This is a genomic window from Streptomyces sp. TSRI0107, from assembly GCF_001905845.1.
Classification (GTDB): Bacteria; Actinomycetota; Actinomycetes; order Streptomycetales; family Streptomycetaceae; genus Streptomyces.
On the sequence record NZ_LIVZ01000001.1, the window covers coordinates 221096 to 243237 of the forward strand.

Genomic DNA, 22142 nt, shown 5'->3' on the forward strand with positions numbered 1-22142 from the left:
CCTCCCGAATGCGGACGAGCCGTTCCAGCCGCGCCGGGCGTGCCGGTCGCGGACAGGTGGGGGCGCCTGCCCGATGCCCGGGGGGTATGCCCGAAGAGCGGTCGATGTGATGCAACGGTGATGGGAGCGATGCCGCTTCGTTGCGTGGGAGGACTGGGAGGCACTGCCGCTCGGCGGGGGCGTGTACCACGCCGAGTACGCCCGAAACGAGATCTGCCCCGATGCGGATACCGCTAGGCTCTGTCGTTTGGATCAGCCCGGCTGTGAGGGACGGTGCGTCCTGGCCGAGTCGAGCGGGATCTGGCACGCACATCTGCCGCGTTGTCGTCAGTCGCCGACGCGCCGGCATCGGGGAGCGACGACAACGCGGCGAGGCGCGGTGCCAGGCGCCGCGAGCCCGGCATGATCGACGAGACACCCCCTAGTGCCCCGGCACGTAGCCCCGCTGCTTGTCGACCACGTTGAACAGTGGCCGGCCCGCCGCCCAGCGCTCGAACAGCTCCACGAACTGGGCGCCCAGCTCGTCCCGCCAGCCCACCGTGTCCCCGCTCATGTGCGGCGACACGATCAGTCCCGGCTGCCGCCACAACGGGCTGTCCTCGCCGAGCGGTTCGGACGTGAACACGTCCAGCGCCGCCCCCGCGATCCACCGCTTGGCCAGCGCCGCCGCCAGCGCGTCCTCGTCCACCAGCGCGCCCCGGCCGACGTTCACGAACCGCGCCGACGGCTGGAACACACCGAAGCGGCGGGCGTCGAACATGCCGCGCGTGTCGTCGGTGAGCGGCGCCGCCGCGACCACCCAGTCGGCACGCGCCAGCAGCCGGTCCAGGTCCTCCGGGCCGTGGATGCCGGTGCGCGGGACGCGGCCGACGATCGCCGTACGGATGTCCAGGGCCTTCAGCACCCGGGCGACCGCCCGGCCGACCGGGCCGGAGCCGACCACGACCGCGCGGGTGCCGGCCACCCGCTGCGACTCCCGGTGCCGCCACTCGCCCCGCTGCTGCAACTCCCAGGTGCGGGGCAGATCCTTCGCCATCGCCAGCACCAGCGCGGCCACGTACTCGGCGATCGGCTGCTCGAACACCCCGCGCGCGTTGGTCACCACCGTGTCCGACGCGGCCAGCTCCGGGCCCATCAGATGGTCCACGCCCGCGCTCGCCGTGTGCACCCAGCGCGGTCGCGGCCCCTCACCCGGCCATGCCCGCCGGACCGCGTGCGAGGCGAAGTCCCAGACCAGCAGGACGTCGGCCGACGGCAGCGCGGCCGCGAGCCCCGCCTCGTCCGTGTGCACGATCCGCGCCCGCCCGGTGAGCCGGCCGAGCCGGGGGAGGGGGTCGGCGTCCAGGACGAGCAGAGTGGGGGCGGTCATGGGCGGGCGTCTCTCCCGTCTCGCCGGCGCCTCCGAGCGGTTCGACTGCGCCGACGGCGTCTGACATGCGCGGATTGACCACGCTCGCACCCGAACCTACCGCCGTCAACACGGGCGCCCACGCGGTGCGTTGTTCCCCGGTTTCCCCGGTTTCCCTGGTTTCCGCGTTCCCGCCCCTCGCCCCGTGCCTCCCGGAAGGCCGGTGCCGCCATGGAGCTCTCCGATCTCGGCGGACCCTGCGCGCGGCTCACCCGGCACACCTCATCTCGGCCAACCAAGTGACGATGTGGGCGGCGCTGCGCCGGTGGGTACCCGGGCTGTGGGGCCGTATCAGGCTTGCTGGACGAGACGGCGCGCGCGTGGCCCCCCGCACTGCCGGAAGAACAGCAGGAAGGCTGGACATGACCGCACTCGGATTCCTCTACCCGGGCCACTCGGCCGAGGACGACTATCCCCGTATCGAGCAGCTGCTGGGCAGTGACATCCGGGTGGACCTGGTCCACACGGACATCGGTGAGGACGCCCCCCGCGAGGACGCGCTGCGCGAGATGGGCTCCCCCGAGCGGCTGGAGGCGGGTGTGCGGGAGCTCCGGCTCGCGGGCGTCGAGGCGGTGGTGTGGGCGTGCACCGGCGGCAGCTTCGTGCACGGCTGGGACGGCGCCCACGAACAGGTCCGCGCCCTCGCCCGCGCCGCCGGGACGCCGGCCTCGTCCACATCCTTCGGCTTCGTGCACGCCGCCGGGGAGATCGGGGCGCGCCGGGTCGCGATCGGCGCCACCTACCCCGACGGCATCGCCGGGCTCTTCGCGGAGTTCCTGCGCGCGGGCGGCCTGGACGTGGTCGCGGTGCGCGGCTCCGGGATCATCACCGCCGCCGAGGTCGGCACCTGGGGCGAGGCCGAGCTGTTCGCGCTGGCCCGCGCCGCCGACCACGCGGACGCCGACGCGGTCCTGCTGCCGGACACCGCCCTGCACACCGCCTCGCACCTCACCGCCCTGGAGAAGGAGCTGGGCAAGCCGGTCCTCACCGCGAACCAGGTCACCGTCTGGGAGGCGCTGCGCCTGACCGACCGCCGGGTGAACGCCCCGGCCCTCGGCGCCCTCTTCACCCGGGAACCGATCGTCCAGGTCTGATCGGCGGCTGCCCGGGGGTTACGGCCTCCTTGCGCGGGCGGGGGACAATGGAGGGTGGCCCGGCCGGATGTGTGTCGGGGGCGGGCCGCGGAACCCACGAGGAGGACAGGACATGGCGGAGCCCACGCCGCGTCGGAACGAACCGCGGCTACGCCCCGCGCCCCTGCTGTTCGAGCCCGCGGAAGCGGCCGGTGACCCGGAGCACTTCTTCGACCTGGAGTCCATCGACGACCCGCGCGCGCTGCTCGCCCGGGCGACCGAGCTGACGCAGGCTTTCCGGGCGGCGGCGGACCGGGCCGTGGAGTTCCAGGCGATCGCGGCGGCCCAGCTCGCCGACCCCCGGAAGTTCGACCGGCTGACGACGGCGGACATCGCCGAGCAGGCCGAGTGGACCGAGGACTACGCCAAGAAGATGGTCGAGTTCGGGCGGGACCTGATGCGGGGGGCGGATGGGCGAGGGCCCGATCCGATCTGATCCGACCCGGCACCGGCCGGATTGTGACCCGATCCGCCGTGAGAGGCCCGCGGGGCCCTTGGGAATGCTGAGGCACTTGGCATATGCCAGCCGGGCAAGATACTCCGTCCCGGTCCTTCGTGTCCCGGTTTCCGGCAACCCAGTGAAACGGGACGTTCACACCCGGTAAAAGAGGGTGCATGAGCAGCAGTACAGTCACCCCTGCCGGAGCCGCCTGGCTCGCCTCGGCAGGAACGTATCCGCGAAGCACCCTCGCGCTCTGGGAGGAGCGGCCGGACGCCCCGGTCGTCCTGCCCTGCGGCACCGCCTTCGACGTGGTGAGCGCCCCCGCGGTGTTCGGGCGCCGGATGCTGGACCGGCTGTGGGAGGAGGGGCCCGGCTCGGGGCCGGTGGCGCTGCACCGCGGCCGCACCCTGCTGTTCGCGGCGCCCGGCACGGCCCAGCGGCTGCCCTCGCTGATGGAGTGGGAGGAGTGGGGCTGCCGGGGACGCACCGGCTCCCAGGGCGGGACGGGCTCCGGGCGGACCGACGAGATCCCGCCACTTCTCTGCCACGGCAACGGCGACGCCGTGACCGTCCCGCCGCCGGTCGGCCCCACCGTGGCGGCCCCCGCGTCCGGGTCCCGCTGGATCGTCGCGCCGGACACCCGTCACCCCTGGCTGCCGGGCCCCGAGGTGCTGCTCTGGGCGGCCGTCCGGGCCGCTCGGGCGGCGGTGCGGATATCGATTTCGCCTCCCGCCGAGCAGGATGCTAAGGTCTACGACGTCAGCAGGCGCCGCTAGCTCAGTTGGTTAGAGCAGCTGACTCTTAATCAGCGGGTCCGGGGTTCGAGTCCCTGGCGGCGCACTAGCGATTAGGTCGCTGACCTGGGCGTTCTCGGTTCCGAGAACGCCCTTTCGCTTGTCTGCGAACAGATCGCCCCAGGCGGCCCGCCGCCAGCCGGATCACCCCGTCCTCGCCGGCGAGATCTCGACGGTCCACGCCCCCGACAGCGTGCGCCCCTCCACCTCGACCCGGACGTCGTCCTCCGGCAGTGTGAAGCGCTCGCCGACACCGACCGGGGCGTCGGCGAGGGCCGGGTAGACCGAGTTCTCCCAGCAGGCCTCGGTCCGCGGATGGGAGTCGATCACCTGGATCGGGCCGCCCCCGGACTCGGCGCCGCTGTGCACCCGGTACACCAGGACCCCCTGCCGGCAGGTGGCGTGATCGTTGCCGACCGCGCCCCGCGCCTCGAAGGCGAGCACGCTCTCGGGGCCGGTGCGCACCACGGCCAGCTTGGTCCCGAGCCCGGTGCCGAACAGCGGCGCCCCGGCCGCCCCCGTCATCGGCGTGCCGGGGCCGACCGACAGCGACTCCAGGGTGAGCCGGATCGGCCCGTTGCCCGGCACGCACACCACCTGGTGCTCCTCCAGCCAGCCCAGCTTCCACTTGTGCCAGCCGAACAGGTCGGGAGCCAGCCCGAACTGGCTGCCCATCAGGTCCCAGTCCCCGACGTGGGTGTCCCATTCGCCCTTGCCGTCCGTCGGGCGGTGGTAGAGATCCGGGAGGTCGAACACATGGCCGGTCTCGTGGGCGAGGACCAGCCGGTCCGGCGGATGGTTCTCGAACACGGTGACGATCCTGCGGATGTCGGTGTCGTCGGCCCGCAGCGGGGTGTCCAGATTGACCACCTTCGTGGCGTCCGAGTCCACGCCGGGCGCGTGCGGATCGGCGACGAAGTAGACGACGTCGTACCGCGAGAAGTCCACGTGCCTGTCGGCGGCGGCGAGCGCGTCGCGCAGATAGGCGGCCCGGTGCGAGGTGTTCCAGTCGCGCTTTATGGCGTACGAGGTCGACGGGCGCGGCATCCGGAGCCACTTCGACAGTGTGTGCGGGCGCAGCCGGAACCGGCCGTACGAGGCCTGCTCGAAGTACTGGCTGGTGGCCGGGAAGTGGTCGGCCGTCAGGTCCTCCGGGGTGGTCAGCGGCTCGGAGTCCGGGAAGGACAGGAAGATCATCACTGCGTCGAGCGAGCGGGTCGGCCGAGGGTAGTTGGCGTTCCAGGTGTCCAGGCCCTCCGAGTGGTGTGCCTCGGTGCGCTCGAGGGCGCAGGGGGCCGCCGCGAAGGATTCGGCGACCGAGGGGCCGGTGATGAGCGAGGTCGCGGCGAGTGCCGCCAGAGTGGTGAACACGGCCGCCGTGGTGCGCAACAGGGGGCGCGGGAGCGGACGCGGCACAGGAACCTCCGGATGCGCTGGGGGTGGCCCCACGCCCATGGGGCGGTGGGGGAGGGACACCGAATCCAGCCTGTGGGAGATTGTCGTACTACGCCCTGTTTGTCTGACCCGGACGAGTGAGGCGGGGGCGTGATGCGGACGGCGACACCCCCGGGTTGCTCACGGAACGTCACCAGTGGTCGTGAGGTTGGGAACCCGTCCAGCTGCGGGCAGAAACGATCCGCCTGCAAAGTGGGTATGTCTTGAGTGGCGAGCAGTGGCTGGAAGGGCCGGAGGACACCCTCTATGATCGGCACACTTTCCTGCGCGGACGACGATCGAGTGCACTGCGGGAGCTTGCGGTGAGCGGAACCTCCGAAGGGCCGACGCCCGCGGCAGACCTCATCCGGACGGCCGTCACAGAGAGTAACTTCGAGGCGGCAGGTGGTACCGACGCCGGCGGTGTGCCCGGCCTCGGCGGGGCGGGCGGCGACCCCTACCGCCCGGCCTTCGCCGCCGCCCCGCTCGCCATGGCCGTCATCGGCCGCGAAGGGCAGGTCGTCACCGCCAACGACGCACTCGCCGCCCTCTTCGGCGGCACCCCCGAGGCACTCGTCGGACGGGTCGCCGCCGACTTCCTCGACCTCGCCTCCGACGCCCGCACCTGGCACGCCTACCGCGAGGTGCTGCGCGGCCGGCAGGCCAGGCTGCGCTGCACCCGCCGGCTCAAACACCCCGACGGACACGCGATCTGGGCGCAGATCAGCGTCGTCCCGCTCGCCGACCGCGCCCCCGGAGTGCTGCTGTCCATCACCGACATCAGCGCCCGGCGCGAACTCCAGGCACAGCTGCGGCACTTGCAGATGCACGACCCGGTGACCCGGCTGCCCAACCGCACCCTGTTCTTCGAACGCCTCTCGGCCGCCCTCGACACCGAGTCCTACACCCGCGGCGGCACCGGCCGGATCGGGCTGTGCTACCTGGACCTGGACGGCTTCAAGGCCGTCAACGACACCCTCGGCCACCGCGTCGGCGACCGGCTGCTGGCCGCCGTCGCCGAGCGCCTCACCCGCTGCGCCGACGAGGCGGGTTACGCGCGGGCCGGCACCCCGCTGGTCGCCCGGCTGGGCGGCGACGAGTTCGCCCTGCTCGTCGAGGACTCCACCGGCACCGAACAGCTGGCCGACCTCGCCGAATCCGTCCTGACCGCGCTCCAGGAGCCGTTCGACCTCTCAGGGCAGCGGCTCAGCCTCTCCGCCTCCATCGGCGTCATCGAACGCCAGGCCGCCGGGACCACCGCCACCGGGCTGATGCAGGCCGCCGACACCACGCTGTACTGGGCGAAGGCCGACGGAAAGGCCCGCTGGACGCTGTTCGACCCCGAGCGCAACGCCCACCGCATGACCCGCCAGGCGCTCGCCTCCACCCTCCGCCCGGCCATCGACCGCGGCGAGTTCACCCTGGAGTACCAGCCGCTGGTCGGCATGGCGGACGGACGGCTCAGCGGTGTCGAGGCGCTGGTGCGCTGGAACCACCCGCAGTTCGGAACCCTGACGCCGAATCGGTTCATCGGACTGGCGGAGGAGGAGGGCGCGATCGTCCCGCTCGGCCGCTGGGTCCTCGCCACCGCCTGCCGCCAGGCCCGCCGCTGGCAGCTCGAACACCCCGACGAGCCGCCCATCTTCGTCAGCGTCAACGTGGCGGTACGCCAGGTGTGGGACTCGGACCTGGTCGCGGACGTCGCCGAGATCCTGGCGGAGACCGGCCTCGCCCCGCACCTGCTGCAACTGGAACTGACCGAGTCCGCCGTGATGGGCTCCTCCGGCCGCCCCCTGCGCACCCTGCAGGCGCTCAGCGACATGGGCGTCCGCATCGCCATCGACGACTTCGGCACCGGCTACTCCAACCTCGCCTACCTCAGCCGGCTGCCGGTGTCCGTGCTGAAGCTGGACGGGTCCTTCGTGCGCGGCTTCCAGTACGAGGACGCCGCCGCGCACGCCAGCCCCGCCGACGAGGTCATCGTCGAGGCGATGATCCAGCTCGCGCACCGGCTCGGGCTGACCGTCACCGCCGAGTGCGTGGAGACCTCCGCGCAGGCCGGGCGGCTGCGCCGGATCGGCTGCGACACCGGCCAGGGGTGGCTGTACTCCCGGCCGGTGGCGGCGGATCGTATCTCCGAGCTGCTGGCCTGCCCGGAGGGTCAGGCCGCGGGCAAGCCGTAGGCGTCGGCGATGAGTTCGTAGCTGCGCAGCCGCACGTCGTCGGTGGGTGTGTTGGCGTTGATCATCAGCTCGTCGGCGCCGGTGCGCTTCTGCAGGTCGTCGAGACCGGTGCGGACCTCGTCCGGGGTGCCGTGGATGATGTTCGAGCTCCACGACGCCGCGAAGTCCCGCTCCATCGGGCTCAGTTCGTACGCCTCCGCCTCCTCCGCGCTGGGCACCAGACCGGGACGGCCGGTGCGCAGCCGGATCATGCTCAGCACCGATGCCTTCACCTCACGCCGGGCCACCCGCTCGTCCTCGGCGGCCAGCGCGGCGACACCGATCAGCGCGTACGGCTCCGCCAGCACCTCCGACGGCTTGAACGACTCCCGGTACAGATCGAGGGCCGGGATCGTGTTCTGCGCCGAGAAGTGGTGGGCGAACGCGAACGGCAGGCCCAGCAGACCGGCCAGCCGGGCGCTGTAGCCGGAGGAGCCCAGCAGCCAGATCGGCGGGCGGTTCGGGGACTGGACGCCGCCCGGGGAGGTGCCCTGCACGGGGCCGGGAACCGCGTGGATCCTGCGATACGGGTGGCCGTCGGGGAAGTCGTCGTCCAGGAACCGGGTCAGCTCGGCGAGCTGCCGCGGGAAGTCGTCGGCGGCCTCCTCCGGGCGGTCCGTGCGGCGCAGGGCGGCCGCGGTCGCCCCGTCGGTGCCGGGGGCGCGGCCGAGACCCAGGTCGACCCGGCCCGGGGCCATCGCCTCCAGCGTCCCGAACTGCTCCGCGACGACCAGCGGGGCGTGGTTGGGCAGCATCACGCCGCCCGAGCCGAGCCGTATGCGGTCGGTGTGGGCGGCGAGGTGGGCCAGGATCACCGCGGGCGAGGAGGACGCCACGCCCGGCATGGAGTGGTGCTCGGCCACCCAGTACCGGTGGAAGCCCCGGGACTCCGTCAGACGGGCCATGGCGACGCTGTTGCGCATCGCGTCGCTCGAGGTCCGGCCGGCGCTCACGACGGCCAGGTCGAGGACCGACAGGGGCACGGGGGCGGAGCCGTGGACGGTGCCTCGGATGCCGTGGCCTTCGCCGCTGGGGTTCCCGGCGTCCCTGTTGTCGTCTGCCGCCACGGTGGGGCCTCCTGCTCTCGTCGCGCATGCGGTGGGGTCATGAGCGTCAACGGGAGGCGGAGGGGGGTTCATTCCCCGGGGGGCGGACATAGGGGGGTGGGGGGCGGGGAACGCCCCCGTCCCTCAGGGCCGCCAGCTCACCCGGTGCTCCGACAGATGCGCCAGCACCGCATGGTTCGCCTCCCAGCCGTCCGGGGCTGTGACCATCGGCCGCCCCCGGCGGCGTGCCGGACTCCGTCCGGCCGTTGAGCGGGGTCGGGCCGCGTGCTCGCTTATCGGGCGCCCGGCGCGTCGGTCAGGGCCGCCAGCTCACCCGGTGCTCCGACAGATGCGCCAGCACCGCATGGTTCGCCTCCCAGCCGTCCGGGAACTTCACCAGCGTTCCCAGCTGGACCGGTTCCGTCGACGGATAGTCGTCCAGCAGTTCGTCGACGCCCGCGCGGCAGACCACCACGCACGCGTGCCGGTGCCGGGAGGCGAGTACGCACAGGCGGCCCGTCTCCAGGTGGAACGCGGTGGCGTCGGGGCGGCCGGAGAGCGGGTGCAGGACGACCGTCACGTCGTACTCCCGGCCCTGGAGGCGGTTCGCCGTGTCCACGGTGACGTCGCTCACGCCCAGCTCGGCGAGGGCCGCGCGGACGGCCGCCGCCTGGTCGCGGTGGGCCGTGCCGACCGCGATCCGGTCGGCGGTCAGCGGGGTGGGACCGGAAGACCGCTCGGAGGTGGCCGCGCCGCCCCGGTCCAGCAGCCGGCGCACCACCGTCGCCACCGCCCGCACCGCCTCCGGGTCGGTGCGCGGGGTGTGCCGCGCGGGCAGCTCCAGCAGGCCCCAGCCCGACTCGGCGGCCTCGTCGATCACCCGGTCCGGGCCCGAGCCGTCCGACGGCACCGCGAAGGCCAGCCTCCGGTCGCCGTGGCCCGTGCCGCTGCGGAACCGGGTGTACGGATAGAAGGCGTCCGAGACCAGCGGCGCGGCCGAGGCGGGCAGCCGCCAGGACACCGGCAGCCGGTGCTGCGGCAGCCCCGGGTTGTGCGCGAGCAGCGTGCTGACCGCGGAGGCCGACGGGTCGTACGACAGCCCCGCCCACTGCTCGCTGCCGACGATCGCGAACGGGTCGAGCTGCCCCGGGTCACCCACGAACAGCGCCCGCTCGAACAGTCCGGCGACGGCGAGCAGCGAGTCCGAGCGCATCTGGTACGCCTCGTCGACGATCGCGTGCCGCCACGGCTCGTCGACCTTGACGTGGGCCCACTTGGCGGCGGTCGACAGCACGACGGGCAGCCCGGCCAGGTCCGCCGCCTTCGCCGACGTACGGACGTTCGTCAGGTCGTCGAGCGCCTTGTCGTACGGGTCGGCGTCGCTGCTGTGCAGGCGGCCCACCGGCATCTCGGGGTCCTTCTCGGCGAGCCGCAGTACCAGGTCGTCGACCTGGGCGTTGGTCTGCGCGACCACCATCAGCGGACGCCCCGCGGCGGCGAGTTCGAGGGCTGCGCGGACCACGAGCGTGGACTTCCCCGCGCCGGGCGGGGAGTCGACGACCACACCGCGGTCCGGGCCGTGCAGGGTGTCGCGGAGGATCGCCTCGGTGGCCCGGGCGGCGGCGGTACCCGGGTCGAACGGCGTACCGGGGGCGGCGACGGCCTCGGCGGTCACAGGATGTCCTCCTCGGTCACGGGGTCGGCGACTTCGGGTACGGCGGCCTCCTCGCCGGGCGGCCCGCCGTGCGTCCAGGGGGTGTCCTCGGGGTCGGGCAGCTTGGCGCCGCCGCGCTGCTCGTGCTCGAACAGGGTGAAACAGAGCCGGTCGCCCTTCTCGGGCACCGAACCCGGCTCCGGCTCCTTGCCCCGGCCCATCTTGTCCAGGACGCGCAGCACGACCAGCGCGCCCTCCTCCTCGCTCGCCACGAACTCCGCGGACTGCGGCTTGCCGCCCAGCGAGCGGTACACCTTGGCGCGCTCGCCGAGGTGCGGCCGGTCGTCCGTGCGGACCGTGACCAGCGGGCGCGGGCTGGGGCGCTTGCCCTCGCTGTACGCCATCGTCACCTCGACGACCTCGCCCGCGAACGCCTCCCCGGACAGCCGACGGCCCGCCATCACCAGCGGGTCGTCGAGGGCTTCCTGCGCCTCCAGCCGGGCCTGCTCCCGTTCGCGGGTGGCCAGCTTGTTCGCCGCGGTCACCGCGTCGTCGTGGCGCGGCTGCGGCGGCTCGCCGGACCGCACCCGGTCACGGTGGCCGGTGAACGACCAGCGGTCGCGCGTCCAGCGCTCCTCGACCCGCCCGCCCTCGGGCAGCGCCCGCAGCAGGTCCAGGCCCCGCCACACCGCGTCCCACGTGGGGCGCGCCACGCTCTCCACCAGGGCGCGGATCTCCCGCTCGGCGGCGGTGAGGGCGCCGAGCCGGTCGTCCGCCTCCAGGCCGTCCTCGGCGGCGGCGAGGGCGCCGCGCGCCCGGTCGTAGCGCTCGATCGCCGGGGCGAGCAGCTTGTTGTCGAACGCCGGGTCGGTGGCCGGGCCGGCGGGCGGGCACAGCAGCTGCCCCCGCTCGTCCCGGGCCAGCTCGGCCCGCAGCGCCGCCTCGGCGCCGGAGCCGCCCTCGGGCGGGTCGATCCAGGCGAGCAGCGCGCCCAGGTGCTGGTCCTCCAGGCCGGACTGACCGGTCGCCCAGTGCCGGGACAGCACGTCGGTCATCGCCAGCAACAGGGAGGAACCCGGCACCCGGGAGCGCTCCGCGTAGTGCGTCAGCCAGCGGCCGAGCAGCGGCACGCGCGGCGGGGCCGGATGCGGTGTCTCCGGGTCCTGCTCGGCCGTGCGGCGGAACCGCATGGAGCGGCCCAGCAGGCGTACGAACTCGATGCCCGCGCGGCTCGGCACGATCAGCTGCGGGGCGTCCGCGCACAGGTCGACCTCGACCTTGGTCCGCTTGCCGGTCTCCGGGTCGGTCTCGGTGCGCTCGGCGGCCTCCACGGCGTCCGTGTACGCGTCGACGTACGGCAGCACGACGTCCGCGAGCTCGGCCAGGAACGCGAACCGCAGGTCGCGGTCGCGCGGCTGCGGGACGACCAGCAGACGCGGCGCGTCCCGGTCGGTGCCGACCAGCGCGCCGAGCGGCGCCCCGGCCTCACCTGCGGTGATCAGCGGCACGAACACCAGCGGCCGCTCGGACACCCGCCGGTGCCGGACGGTGGTGACGGGCTGCGCCCGGCCGCTGTCGACGGCCTCCAGCCGCGCGAGCGTGGTGATCAGGGACACGGGACGACCTCCTGTCCGGCGCTGTCCCGGCCGGAGGCCGCCGCGGACAGGGCCTCCGCGCGGAGCCGGGCCGCCCGGCGCAGGGCGGCCACCGCCGGATCGTCCGGGTCGCCGCTCTCGCCGCGGGCCGCCGACAGGACGGCCTCGACCGTGGTCAGCCCGCCCAGCTCGGCGCGGGCCGCGCGGCCGAGGGAGGTCACCGCGCCGGCCGCGCGGGACCGGCCGCGGCAGTGGAACGCCAGCTCGCAGGCGGACAGGCACTCGGGCGCGTACGTCGCCGGGACCGACTCGACGGCGGCGGTCAGCTCGGCGGCCGGCAGCTCAGGGGAGAAGCAGGTGCCCTCCGGGAGGGTGTCGACGATCTCCTCGATCCGGGTGAGCCGGGCCAGCTGGCGGCTGGTCACCGCGCGCTGCTTGCGCACGTCCACGGCGGACGCGGCGGGCAGGTTGGAGAAGTCCTTCGGGCACACCAGCAGGATCCGGTGCCGCACCCGCGGGGCCGGGTCCAGCCGGGCCGCGACCGCCTCCAGCGCCAGCACGTACACCGCCGCCTGGCGGGCCGCCGCGCCCACCTTCGCCGGGTCCGCGGAGCCGTCCAGCAGCGGGAAGGACTTGATCTCGACGACCGTCCAGCTCCCGTCCGGATGCACCACGACCGCGTCCGGCTCCAGGAACGCGGGCGACCCGGCGACGTCGAGCGCGAGCATCGGATGGTCGAGCAGCGTCCAGCCGCCGGCCTCGACGGCCTCCCGCAGCGCCAGCGCCGTACGCGCCGCCCGCCCCGCCGGGCCGATCGCGGACAGGTCGGGCACCCCGGCCTGCTCCGGCGGCTCGGCGCCCGGGTCCAGCTTCCGGTGCGCCAGCCGCAGCAGCTCCGCGCCGCCGTCCGCCTTGACGCGCGCCTCGAACGCGTTGCCGCGCGTCAGCGCGAACTGGGACTGGCCGAAGCCGGACGGCGAGCCCAGCGCGGTCGCCAGTCTCGTCTTGTCCACCCCGGCGCCGTCGAGGATCGCGCGCCGCGCGCAGCCCGGGTTCGCGGCGAGCGCCGCGAGGGCACGCGCGTCGAGCGTCTTGGCCGGTACGTCGGGACCGCGCAGCTCAGCGAGCCGCTGCCGGAGCTCCGCCCCCCGCGTCCGAGGGTGCGGCACTGGGCTCGGCTCCCGGTCCGAACCGTGACTCGCGCTGCCGTGGAATTCGCTCACCCGCCGAAGTCTGGCATCCGGCACTGACAATCGTGGCCTGTGCGGTCCCCGCGGTCACCGTGACCGGTGTGGTCCGCGCCGTCAGACGGGCCTTGGCCCGGTCCGCGCCGCGCATCACGAGCGGCGCGAGCAGCAGCCCGGCGCCCATCACCGCCGCGCCCGCGGCGGCGTCGAGGAAGTAGTGGTTCGCGGTGCCCATCACCACGATCGTGGTCACCAGCGGGTACACCACCGCCGCGATCCGTGCCAGGCGCGTCCCGCCGTACCGCCACAGGATCACGCCGCACCACAGCGCCCAGCCGACGTGCAGGCTCGGCATCGCCGCGTACTGGTTCGTCATCCCGCCCATGCCGCGCGGCGCACTGGCCTCGCCGCCCCACCAGCCGTACGAGCTGTACTGGGCCATGGTGTCCACGAAGCCGTACCCCGCCGACAGCAGGCGGGGCGGGCAGGTCGGCAGCAGGGTGAAGCCGATCAGGCCGATGAACGTCGAGGTCATCAGCCAGGTGCGGGCCGCGCGGTAGTGCACGGTGCGGGAGCGGAAGAGCCAGATCAGGAGCGCCGGGGTGACCAGGTAGTGCAGCGAGGCGTACCAGAAGTCCGCCGGAATCCCTATCCACGCCTCCCGGGTGAACAGGCGGTTCAGCGGGTGCTCGGCGTTGAGGTGGAGCGCCTTCTCGATCCGCAGGATGGCCAGCCCGTGGTCGACGGCGGTGGAGACGTCGCCGCGGGCGAGGAGCCGTCCGGCCGAGTAGCAGGCGTACACCAGGACGAGCAGCGGCAGCTCGGTCCACCAGCGCGGCCGTGTCCCCTGGGCTGCCTCGATGCCTGCGCACTCGGACTGCGGCATCCGATCGCCCTCCCCCTTCGACTCACATTTCACGGTCACGCCTCTCAGGGGGTGTCCCGGCCCTCAAGACGCAGAGATCGCCCCCCAGGTTGCCCCATCAAAGGGTGCGCGATGATGGAGGGGTCACGCCTCTGGTTTCCCTGGGAAAGGTCGTCCATGGCACCGCGCATCCTGCTGGCCCGGCACGGACAGACGGAATGGTCGCTGTCCGGCAAGCACACCGGGAGGACCGACGTGCCGTTGCTGGAGGAGGGCCGGCGCGGCGCGAAGCTGCTCGGCGAGCGGCTGCACCGGGCGCCGTTCGACGGCCTGCCCGGTGTCGAGATACGCACCAGCCCGCTCTCCCGCGCGCGCGAGACCTGCGAACTCGCCGGGTTCGGGGACCGCGCGCACACCTGGGACACGCTGATGGAGTTCCACTACGGCGCCTACGAGGGCATGACCCCGGCGGAGATCCAGGCGGTCCGCCCCGGCTGGCTCATCTGGCGCGACGGGGTGCCCGAGGGCGAGACGCTGGCCGAGGTGGAGGCCCGCGCGGACGAGGTCGTCGCCTGGGCCAGGGAGGCCGACCGCGATGTCCTGGTGTTCGCCCACGGGCACATCCTGCGCACCATCGGCGCGCGCTGGCTGGGCCTCCCCATCGCCTTCGCGTCCCGCATCCGCCTCAACCCGACGTCGCTGTCGGTCCTGGGCTGGGCGTACGGCGAACCGGCGATCGAGAGCTGGAACGACGTGGGGCACCTGGCGGGATAGACCCGCTCACGCCGTCCGCTGCGCCCCCGCGTGGCGCTCCAGGAACTCCGACACCCCCGACGCCCGCCGGTGCGGCCCCAGCAACCGGGCCGTGCCCGCCAGCATCGTCTGCACCCGCGACGACTGCACCTGGTCCAGCAGATCGAGCACCCGCATCCCCGCCGCCGCGGCCTCGTCCGGCCGCCCCCCGCGCGCGAGGTCGTCGGCCAGCTCGGCGGTGTACAGCGCGATGTTGCGGGTGAAGTGCGGGTCCTGCAGCTTCGCGGCCCGGCCCGCGTGCCGCGCGGCCCGCTGCCAGTCGCCCAGTGTCGACCAGCACTGTGCCTCGAGCCCTTCCAGCTCGGCCTCGCCGTAGAAGCTCATCCACTCGGGGTCGGCGTCCGAGGGGCCTCGTCCGAAGAGGGCCTGCGCGCGCGTGAGGGCCTGTTCGCAGCCCGCGCGGTCCGCGAGCCCCGCCCAGCCGCCCGCCTCGCGCAGTGCGAGCAGCGACATCAGCCGGGCCGAGCCGAGGGGGCGCGCGATGCGCTGCGCGGCCTGCGCGGCGCGCACCGCCTCCCGGGGGCGCCCGGCGTCGCGCGCGAGGAAGGCCGTGTTGCAGAAGGCGTGGGCCTCCAGCGCGTCGTCGCCGGTCATCCGCGCGGTGGCGAGCGCTTCGGCGTAGTGGGAGCGCGCGTCGTCGTACCGCCCGGAGTCGTGCGCCAGCCAGCCCACGGAGATGGCCAGTTCACCGGCGCCGGAGTGCAGCCGGTCGGCGGTCGCCTGCCGGGTCGTGCCGGCGTCCAGCAGCGCGTAGGCGGCGCGCAGGGGGGCCGCCGCGCGCCGGTAGAGGCCGTCCGCGCCGTGCCGGTCGTCGAGCAGCCGGATCCGGCGTACGGCGTCTTCCAGGGCGCTCGCCTCGCTCGCCCCGACGCGGCGGACGGGGCGTTGTGCCGCCTGCGCGTCGAACGCGAGCCCGAAGGGGCCCAGCGAGGCGGCGGCCACGGTGGCGCCTCCGCCCGTCATGAATGCGCGACGCAGCACGTCGCTCTCCTCGTAGTTGATGTGCGTGTCGTACGGATCCTGCGTGTCATACGGCTCGTACGCCCCGCGTGTCTCACCGCTGGTGTCCGCCGGGGCCGGATCGTGCACGGGGGGCGTGTCGGCGGCGCGCGCCCCGCGTCCGCGTACGGACGAGCGGGGCGCGAACCCCAGATCGGTGAGCGTGCGGCCGGGGAACATGTGCAGGAACACCCGCTCGTACGCGTAGTTGGGGCAGCGGATCTCGCCCGCTTCCACCCGGCCGATGTAGCGCGCGTCACAGCTGACCCGCTCGCCGATCTCCCGCGCGGCCCGCCGGACCGCCGCGGCGAACTCGGCGGGCGAACGCCGTCCGCGCAACTGCCGGAAGGCGGTGTTCGGCCGCGGGGGCCGACTGGGCTGAGACGAGGTCACCGTTGACGACGCCATGGCCGGGTCCTCTCGTGCGAACCGTCGAACCATGCCGGACGCCGGGCGAGTTGACCCGAGTTTGACCCATGTGACGTATGTCTGGCTTTATCGGTGTCAGGCCCTGTTTCCGGCGGGCAAGAACGTACCTGCTGTTACGGCTTCGGCACGCAGTGTTTAGCTACAAACCGGATATGTCATCCGCGATCTGCCATGAACTGCCATCCTTTGCGGCGCACTTCCGCCGTAGCCGTTGACGCCGCCGCGCGTTGAGCACGACGGACCGGGAGCCGCCCGACTCCCGACCCGCTCGCCCAAGGAGGATTCCGTGGTGGAGGCCGGGATGGAGACCAGCCAGAGAATCGATCCTCGTACGCCGCCGCCCGCGCCGCACACCGCGTGGGACCTCGTGACGGTGCCGGCCCGGCAGGGGCTGGAGGCGGTCGACATCCTGCGACGCGGTGACGGCGACGGAGTGGGCCCCGTCCTGCACGACGACGACGGCGACACCCTCGGCTTCCTGGTGCCGCCGGGCACCGCGGCCGGCTGGGACGTACCGGGCAGCACCTGCACCGAGACGAACGGCCGCGGCCTCGTCCTCGCCCCCGAACCGCCGGCCGCGGGCACGGCCGGCGCGGGGAGCGTCGCAGCCCGGGCCGCCGCGGGCGCCGACTGCACCTGCTGGCTCCTCCCGCCCGGTGAGGCCGACCTCGCGACCGACCCCGTGGTGCTGCGCCGGGCCCTGGGCGAGGCGGCCCGGATGATCGAGGCCGCGGACAGCTGCCGCTGAGCGGCCGGACCGGCGGGCGGGGCCTGACGGCCGCCTGCGCTGATCCCGCCGTACCGCCCGATAATGGGTTGATGGGAAAGTCCAGGAACCCCCGGCGCGCGTCGGCCGCCGCCGACGCCGTCGTCGAGACCGTCGACGGCGGGCTCGCGCAGCTGATACCCGACCGCGACCGGGCGCGGGCCTGGACGCTGCTGATCGACGGGGCGCCGCAGTCGCACGTCGACCTGGACGACCCGGCGTACCTGTCGTTCGAGTACCAGCGGCGGCTCGGCCATGTCATCGACCTCGCCGCCCCGCCCGGCAAGCCGCTGACCGCCGTCCATCTCGGCGGCGGCGCCTTCACGCTGGCCCGTTACGTCGCCGCCACCCGCCCCCGCTCCACCCAGCAGGTCGTCGAGAAGGACGCGCCGCTCGTCCAACTGGTCCGGCGGGAGCTGCCCTTGGCGCCGAACGCCCGCATCCGGGTGCGGTCGACGGACGCCCGGGAAGGCCTCGCCAAGGTGCCGGACGGCTGGGCCGACCTGATCGTCGCCGATGTGTTCAGCGGCGCCCGCACGCCGGCCCACCTGACCTCGACGGAATTCCTGGACGAGGTCCGCAGGGCCCTGAAGCCCGGCGGCCTCTACGCCGCCAACCTGGCCGACGGCCCGCCGCTCGCCCACCTGCGCGGCCAGATCGCCACCGCGGCCGCCCGGTTCGCCGAACTCGCGCTGGTCGCCGACCCTGCCGTACTGCGCGGCAAACGGTTCGGCAACGCCGTCCTCGTCGCCTCCGACCTGCCCCTGCCGGTCGCCGAACTGACCCGCCGCGCGGCCTCCGACCCGCACCCCGCGCGGGTCGAGCACGGCCGGACGCTCACCGACTTCACCGGCGGGGCCCTCCCGGTCACGGACGCGGCGGCGGTCGCCTCGCCCGCGCCCCCGGCCTCCGTGTTCCGCTGACGGACCGGCCTCCCACGAGGCTCAGTACGTGCCGATCTCCACCCGCGGCGGGCCGTCGTGCCAGGTGCAGAACACCGAGACCCGGTCCGCGCCGGAGGTGAACTCCACCCGGATCCACGTCTCCGTCTTCCACACCTGCATCGACCAGCCGGCCCCCGGCGTCGCCGTCACCAGCGTCGCGGAGCGCTCACCCAGGTCGAAGACGGCCCTGCCGCCCTCGGTGGTGTAGCTGCGGACCCGCCCGGAGGCGGTGGCGGACGGCGAGGGGGACGCGCTCGGGCGGGCCGTCGGGGTGCGGGAGGGCGCCGGGTCCGGCGCGGGGGCGGTCGACGAGCCGGTGCTCCGCGACGGCTCCGGGCGACGGGTGCTCGCCGAGGTGGCCAGGGGCTTGTCCGACGCGGGGGTCGTCTCGGCCGAGACGACCGGCAGGGCACGCGGCGGGTCGTACGCCGTGCCCGCCATCACCGAGTGGACGCCCCACCACGACAGCGTGGTCGCCGCGCCGGTGGCGAGCGACCAGGCCAGTACGTGTACGACTCCTCTGAGCATCGCGGCCATACTGCACCACGACCGCCACCCCTGTCCCACCGGTCACCGCAGTCACGAGGCGTCAGGGGGTTTTCCACAGCGCGTCAGTTGTCCACAGGCGCCGGACCGGTCCCGCTCGCATGGCGTACGGTGCGGCGCATGGCAAGTGTGCTCGTGGTCGAGGACGACCAGTTCGTACGCTCCGCGCTCATCCGGCATCTCACCGACGCCGCACACACCGTGCGCAGTGTCGGGACCGCGCTGGAGGCGCTGCGCGAGGTCGCCCATCACCGATTCGACGTGGTCATCCTGGACCTCGGACTGCCCGACCTGGACGGGTCCGAGGCCCTGAAGATGCTGCGCGGCCTCACCGACGTCCCTGTGATCATCGCCACCGCCCGCGACGACGAGACGGAGATCGTGCGGCTGCTCAACGCGGGCGCGGACGACTACCTGACCAAGCCGTTCTCCGTCGAGCACCTGTCCGCGCGGATCGCCGCCGTACTGCGCCGCTCCCGCGCCGCCACGGGCGAGACCCCGCCGTCCCCGGTGCTCCGGGTCGGCGGACTGACCGTCGACCCGCTGCGCCGCCAGGCCGAACTCGACGGCGTGCGGCTCGACCTGACCCGCCGTGAGTTCGACCTGCTCGCCTTCCTGGCCGGCCGGCCCGGGGTGGTCGTCTCCCGCCGGGAACTGCTCGCCGAGGTCTGGCAGCAGTCCTACGGCGACGACCAGACCATCGACGTCCACCTGTCCTGGCTGCGCCGCAAGCTCGGCGAGACGGCCGCCCGGCCCCGCTATCTGCACACCCTGCGCGGCGTCGGCGTGAAGCTCGAACCCCCGGCCGTGGAGCCGCCGGTCATGGAGCCGTCCCGATGAGGTGGGCGCTGGTCAAGGTGTCGCTCGCCGTCACCGCGATGGTCGTCGTGGCCTTCGCCGTGCCGCTCGGGCTCGTCATCAGGGAGATGGCCCGCGACCGCGCCTTCTCTGACGCGGAGCGCGACGCCGCCGAGATCGCCCCCGCGCTGTCCATCACCACCGACCGCGCCCAGCTCGAACGCGTCGTCGCCTCCGCCGGCTCCGACGCCGGGATCGCCGTGCACATACCGGCGGCCGACGGCAGCGCCCCCGTCGAGATCGGGCGGCAGCGGGCCGCCGACGCGGACATCAGCACCACCCGCGACCTGGGCCGGGCCTCCACCGCGGACGTGTCCGGCGGATCCGCGCTGCTCCAGCCGGTCGCGCTCAGCTCCGGGAAGTTCGCCGTCGTCGAGGTGTACATCCCCGACACGGCGGTCACCAAGGGCGTCGGCACCGCCTGGGCGGTGCTCGCCGGGGTCGGCCTCGCGCTGATCGTCGGCTCCGTCGCGGTCGCCGACCGGCTGGGCGTGCGGATGGTGCAGCCCGCGCAGCGCCTGGTCGAGGGGGCGCGCGAGCTGGGCGACGGCAAGCTGGGCGCCCGGGTCCCGGAGGAGGGGCCGACCGAACTGCGGCTCGCCGCGGTCGCGTTCAACTCGATGGCCGACCAGGTCGTCCAGCTCCTGGCCAACGAGCGGGAGCTGGCGGCCGACCTCTCGCACCGGCTGCGCACCCCGCTGACCGTGCTGCGCCTCAACACGGCCTCGCTCGGCGACGGCGCGGCGGCCGAGCAGACCCGGGCCGCCGTGGCCCAGCTGGAGCGTGAGGTCGACACCATCATCCGCACCGCCCGCGAGGCCAAGCCGCAGACCGCCGCGGCCGGTCCGGGCGCCGGATGCGACGCGGCGGAGGTGGTGCGCGAGCGGATGGCGTTCTGGTCGGCGCTCGCCGAGGACGAGGGCCGCAAGGTGCGGCTGGCCGGCGTGGACCGGCCGGTGCGCATACCCGTCGCCCGGGCCGACCTCGCCGCCGCGCTGGACGCCTTGCTCGGCAACGTCTTCCGGCACACCCCGGAAGGCACCGCCTTCGCGGTCGACGTGCACAACGGCGAGGACGCGGTGATCGTCCTGGTCTCGGACGCGGGCCCCGGCATACCCGACCCCGAGGCGGCGATGGCGCGCGGCCGGGGCTCCGGCAGCGACGGCTCGACCGGCCTCGGGCTGGACATCGTGCGCCGGCTCGCCGAGTCCACCGGCGGTGACGTGCGGATCGGCTCCTCGGTGCTCGGCGGCACGGAGGTGCGGATCTGGATCCAGCTGGACGGGCGGGAGCCGGGGCCGTCGCGGCGGGGTCACCGAGGGGCCGTACGACGGCGCAGACCGGGCAGGACGGCCGTCGGCTTTAACCGGTCCCGATCCCTTCCTTAAGCGCACCCTAAGATCCGCAACCTCGGTCCGGATCAGGCGATTTGCCGGATTCCGGATCGCTAGCGTGCTGCCGCACCCGACCACGCAACCCCGTGAACAGTTAAGGCAGGCACGCGATGAGCACGCACCGGCGCAGGATCAGCGGCAGGAACAAGGCGATCGGGGGCGTGGTCGCGGCGGCCGTGGTGGGCGGCGGGGCCGTCCTGTTCACCGGCACCGCGCAGGCGGCCGGCGTCGGCGCCGCGTACACGAGGACCAGCGACTGGTCGACGGGCTACACCGCGCAGTACGTCGTCACCAACGACAGCGGCAAGGCGAAGGCCGACTGGACCCTGGAGTTCGACCTGCCCGCCGGGTCGAAGCTCGGCTCGCTGTGGAACGGCGAGTCCAGCGTCAGCGGCCGGCACATCACCGTGAAGCCCCCGAAGTGGGACGCGGACGGCTTGGCCGTCGGCGAGTCCGTCACCGTGGGCTTCGTCGTCAACGGCTCGGGGGACCCGACCGGTTGCCGCATCGACGGCACGAAGTGTTCCGCCGACGGCGGTGCCACCCCGGAGCCGACCGGCCGCCCCACCCAGTCCCCGACACCCACCGCGACACCGTCCCAGAGCCCCTCCCAGACCCCGGCCCCCACCTCGACCCCGACGCCCACCGCCACCCCTAAGCCCTCGGAGAGCACCGGCACCGGCAGCCCCGCCACCGCCGGCTTCGCCCCGTACGTCGACACCTCCCTCTACCCGGCCTTCGACCTGCTCGCCGCCGCCGCCGCCACCGGCGTGAAGGACTACAACCTCGCCTTCGTCACCGACGGGGGCGGCTGCACCCCGAAGTGGGGCGGTGTCACCGACCTGGCGAACGACGCGGTGGCCGCGCAGATCGGCGCGCTGCGCGCCAAGGGCGGCGACGTCCGGGTCTCCTTCGGCGGCGCGGCCGGCTCCGAGCTGGCCACCGCCTGCTCCTCGGCGGACGCGCTGGCGGCGGCGTACGGCAAGGTCGTGGACGCCTACGCGCTCACCAAGGTCGACTTCGACGTCGAGGGCGGCGCGCTGCCCAACGCGGCCGCCAACACCCGCCGCGCGCAGGCCATCGCCAAGCTCCAGAAGCAGCACCCGGACCTGGACGTCTCCTTCACCCTCCCGGTCATGCCCGAGGGCCTGACCCAGGACGGCGTGAACCTGCTCGCCGACGCCAAGAAGAACGGCGTCGGGATCGACACCGTCAACATCATGGCGATGGACTACGGCCCGGCGTACAGCGGCGACATGGGCACCTACGCCGAGCAGGCCGCCACCGCCACCCAGGCCCAGATCAAGAGCGTCCTCGGCCTGTCCGACAGCGCCGCGTGGAAGACGGTCGCGGTCACCCCGATGATCGGTGTGAACGACGTGACCTCCGAGATCTTCAAGGTCGACGACGCCGCGCAGCTGGTGGACTTCGCCAAGGCCAAGGGCCTCGGCTGGCTGTCGATGTGGTCCGGCACCCGCGACAAGCAGTGCGCAGGCGGCGCGCAGAACCACGCCGACGCCACGTGCAGCTCCATCGTGCAGGAGAAGTACGCCTTCACGAAGGCGTTCGCCGCCTACAAGTAAGCCCCGGCCTCCGGCCCCGGCCCCGGACCG

Annotated in this window: 19 protein-coding genes and 1 tRNA gene; 11 read left to right on the forward strand and 9 right to left on the reverse strand. The window is 73.9% G+C overall.

What is annotated here, in order from left to right:
• Nucleotides 1–421 precede the first annotated feature (421 nt).
• Nucleotides 422–1369, reverse strand: a complete 948-nt coding sequence (locus AMK31_RS00960; protein ID WP_073938323.1) for a D-2-hydroxyacid dehydrogenase — start codon at nt 1367–1369, stop codon at nt 422–424.
• Nucleotides 1370–1770: 401 nt separating this feature from the next.
• On the opposite strand from AMK31_RS00960, the gene AMK31_RS00965 reads away from it, so the two are divergent.
• The 4 genes from AMK31_RS00965 to AMK31_RS00980 all read left to right on the forward strand — a co-directional run bounded on the left by AMK31_RS00965 (nt 1771) and on the right by AMK31_RS00980 (nt 3823).
• A complete protein-coding gene (locus AMK31_RS00965; protein ID WP_073938324.1) occupies nt 1771–2502 on the forward strand; it encodes a maleate cis-trans isomerase family protein in 732 nt (243 codons plus the stop codon).
• Nucleotides 2503–2614: 112 nt separating this feature from the next.
• Nucleotides 2615–2977 carry a hypothetical protein gene (locus AMK31_RS00970; protein ID WP_073938325.1) on the forward strand — a complete coding sequence of 121 codons (363 nt, stop codon included), beginning with the start codon at nt 2615–2617 and terminating at the stop codon, nt 2975–2977.
• 179 nt (nt 2978–3156) lie between these two features.
• The gene (locus tag AMK31_RS00975) at nt 3157–3759 is read left to right on the forward strand and encodes a bifunctional DNA primase/polymerase (RefSeq protein ID WP_073938326.1); all 603 of its coding nucleotides are present in this window, start codon (nt 3157–3159) and stop codon (nt 3757–3759) included.
• A tRNA-Lys gene (locus AMK31_RS00980) sits at nt 3750–3823 on the forward strand. The genes AMK31_RS00975 and AMK31_RS00980 overlap by 10 nt, the downstream gene beginning before the upstream one ends.
• A gap of 98 nt (nt 3824–3921) precedes the next feature.
• Here the strand turns inward: AMK31_RS00980 and AMK31_RS00985 are convergent.
• Nucleotides 3922–5232 (reverse strand): M6 family metalloprotease domain-containing protein, encoded by a 1311-nt coding sequence (locus tag AMK31_RS00985; RefSeq protein WP_107468485.1) that lies wholly within the window; start codon nt 5230–5232, stop codon nt 3922–3924.
• A gap of 302 nt (nt 5233–5534) precedes the next feature.
• Here AMK31_RS00985 and AMK31_RS00990 point away from each other — a divergent pair, with 302 nt between their 5' ends.
• Nucleotides 5535–7394 (forward strand): putative bifunctional diguanylate cyclase/phosphodiesterase, encoded by a 1860-nt coding sequence (locus tag AMK31_RS00990; RefSeq protein ID WP_073938328.1) that lies wholly within the window; start codon nt 5535–5537, stop codon nt 7392–7394.
• On the opposite strand, the gene AMK31_RS00995 is transcribed toward AMK31_RS00990, so the two are convergent.
• From AMK31_RS00995 to AMK31_RS01015, 5 genes are all read right to left on the reverse strand, one after another.
• Entirely contained in the window at nt 7373–8572 is a 1200-nt protein-coding gene (locus tag AMK31_RS00995) for an LLM class flavin-dependent oxidoreductase (RefSeq protein WP_079186672.1), read from the reverse strand. The two genes, AMK31_RS00990 and AMK31_RS00995, sit on opposite strands and share 22 nt — an antisense overlap.
• Before the next feature lie 223 nt (nt 8573–8795).
• The gene (locus AMK31_RS01000) at nt 8796–10154 is read right to left on the reverse strand and encodes an AAA domain-containing protein (protein WP_073938329.1); all 1359 of its coding nucleotides are present in this window, start codon (nt 10152–10154) and stop codon (nt 8796–8798) included.
• Nucleotides 10151–11749, reverse strand: coding sequence for a hypothetical protein (locus AMK31_RS01005; RefSeq protein ID WP_073938330.1), 1599 nt, complete (start codon nt 11747–11749; stop codon nt 10151–10153). Before AMK31_RS01005 ends, AMK31_RS01000 begins: the two co-directional genes overlap by 4 nt.
• The gene (locus AMK31_RS01010) at nt 11740–12897 is read right to left on the reverse strand and encodes a hypothetical protein (protein WP_073938331.1); all 1158 of its coding nucleotides are present in this window, start codon (nt 12895–12897) and stop codon (nt 11740–11742) included. The genes AMK31_RS01005 and AMK31_RS01010 overlap by 10 nt, the downstream gene beginning before the upstream one ends.
• Nucleotides 12848–13801: a phosphatase PAP2 family protein gene (locus AMK31_RS01015; RefSeq protein WP_073938332.1), complete on the reverse strand. Its 954-nt coding sequence runs from the start codon at nt 13799–13801 to the stop codon at nt 12848–12850. The genes AMK31_RS01010 and AMK31_RS01015 overlap by 50 nt, the downstream gene beginning before the upstream one ends.
• Nucleotides 13802–13957: 156 nt before the next feature.
• On the opposite strand from AMK31_RS01015, the gene AMK31_RS01020 reads away from it, so the two are divergent.
• Entirely contained in the window at nt 13958–14554 is a 597-nt protein-coding gene (locus AMK31_RS01020; RefSeq protein ID WP_073938333.1) for a histidine phosphatase family protein, read from the forward strand.
• 6 nt (nt 14555–14560) lie between these two features.
• Here AMK31_RS01020 and AMK31_RS01025 read toward each other — a convergent pair whose 3' ends face one another.
• Nucleotides 14561–16000 (reverse strand): tetratricopeptide repeat protein, encoded by a 1440-nt coding sequence (locus AMK31_RS01025; protein WP_073938334.1) that lies wholly within the window; start codon nt 15998–16000, stop codon nt 14561–14563.
• 307 nt (nt 16001–16307) lie between these two features.
• On the opposite strand from AMK31_RS01025, the gene AMK31_RS01030 reads away from it, so the two are divergent.
• Both AMK31_RS01030 and AMK31_RS01035 read left to right on the forward strand, forming a co-directional pair.
• Nucleotides 16308–16769, forward strand: coding sequence for a hypothetical protein (locus tag AMK31_RS01030; RefSeq protein ID WP_073938335.1), 462 nt, complete (start codon nt 16308–16310; stop codon nt 16767–16769).
• Nucleotides 16770–16840: 71 nt separating this feature from the next.
• A complete protein-coding gene (locus tag AMK31_RS01035) occupies nt 16841–17710 on the forward strand; it encodes a spermidine synthase (RefSeq protein WP_073938336.1) in 870 nt (289 codons plus the stop codon).
• Between the two features lie 21 nt (nt 17711–17731).
• Here AMK31_RS01035 and AMK31_RS01040 read toward each other — a convergent pair whose 3' ends face one another.
• Nucleotides 17732–18259 (reverse strand): hypothetical protein, encoded by a 528-nt coding sequence (locus tag AMK31_RS01040; RefSeq protein WP_073938932.1) that lies wholly within the window; start codon nt 18257–18259, stop codon nt 17732–17734.
• A gap of 138 nt (nt 18260–18397) precedes the next feature.
• Between AMK31_RS01040 and AMK31_RS01045 the strand changes: the two genes are divergently transcribed.
• From AMK31_RS01045 to AMK31_RS01055, 3 genes are all read left to right on the forward strand, one after another.
• A complete protein-coding gene (locus tag AMK31_RS01045) occupies nt 18398–19117 on the forward strand; it encodes a response regulator transcription factor (protein WP_073938337.1) in 720 nt (239 codons plus the stop codon).
• A complete protein-coding gene (locus AMK31_RS01050; protein ID WP_073938338.1) occupies nt 19114–20523 on the forward strand; it encodes a sensor histidine kinase in 1410 nt (469 codons plus the stop codon). The genes AMK31_RS01045 and AMK31_RS01050 overlap by 4 nt, the downstream gene beginning before the upstream one ends.
• Before the next feature lie 116 nt (nt 20524–20639).
• Nucleotides 20640–22112 carry a glycoside hydrolase family 18 protein gene (locus AMK31_RS01055; protein WP_073938339.1) on the forward strand — a complete coding sequence of 491 codons (1473 nt, stop codon included), beginning with the start codon at nt 20640–20642 and terminating at the stop codon, nt 22110–22112.
• Nucleotides 22113–22142: the final 30 nt, after the last annotated feature.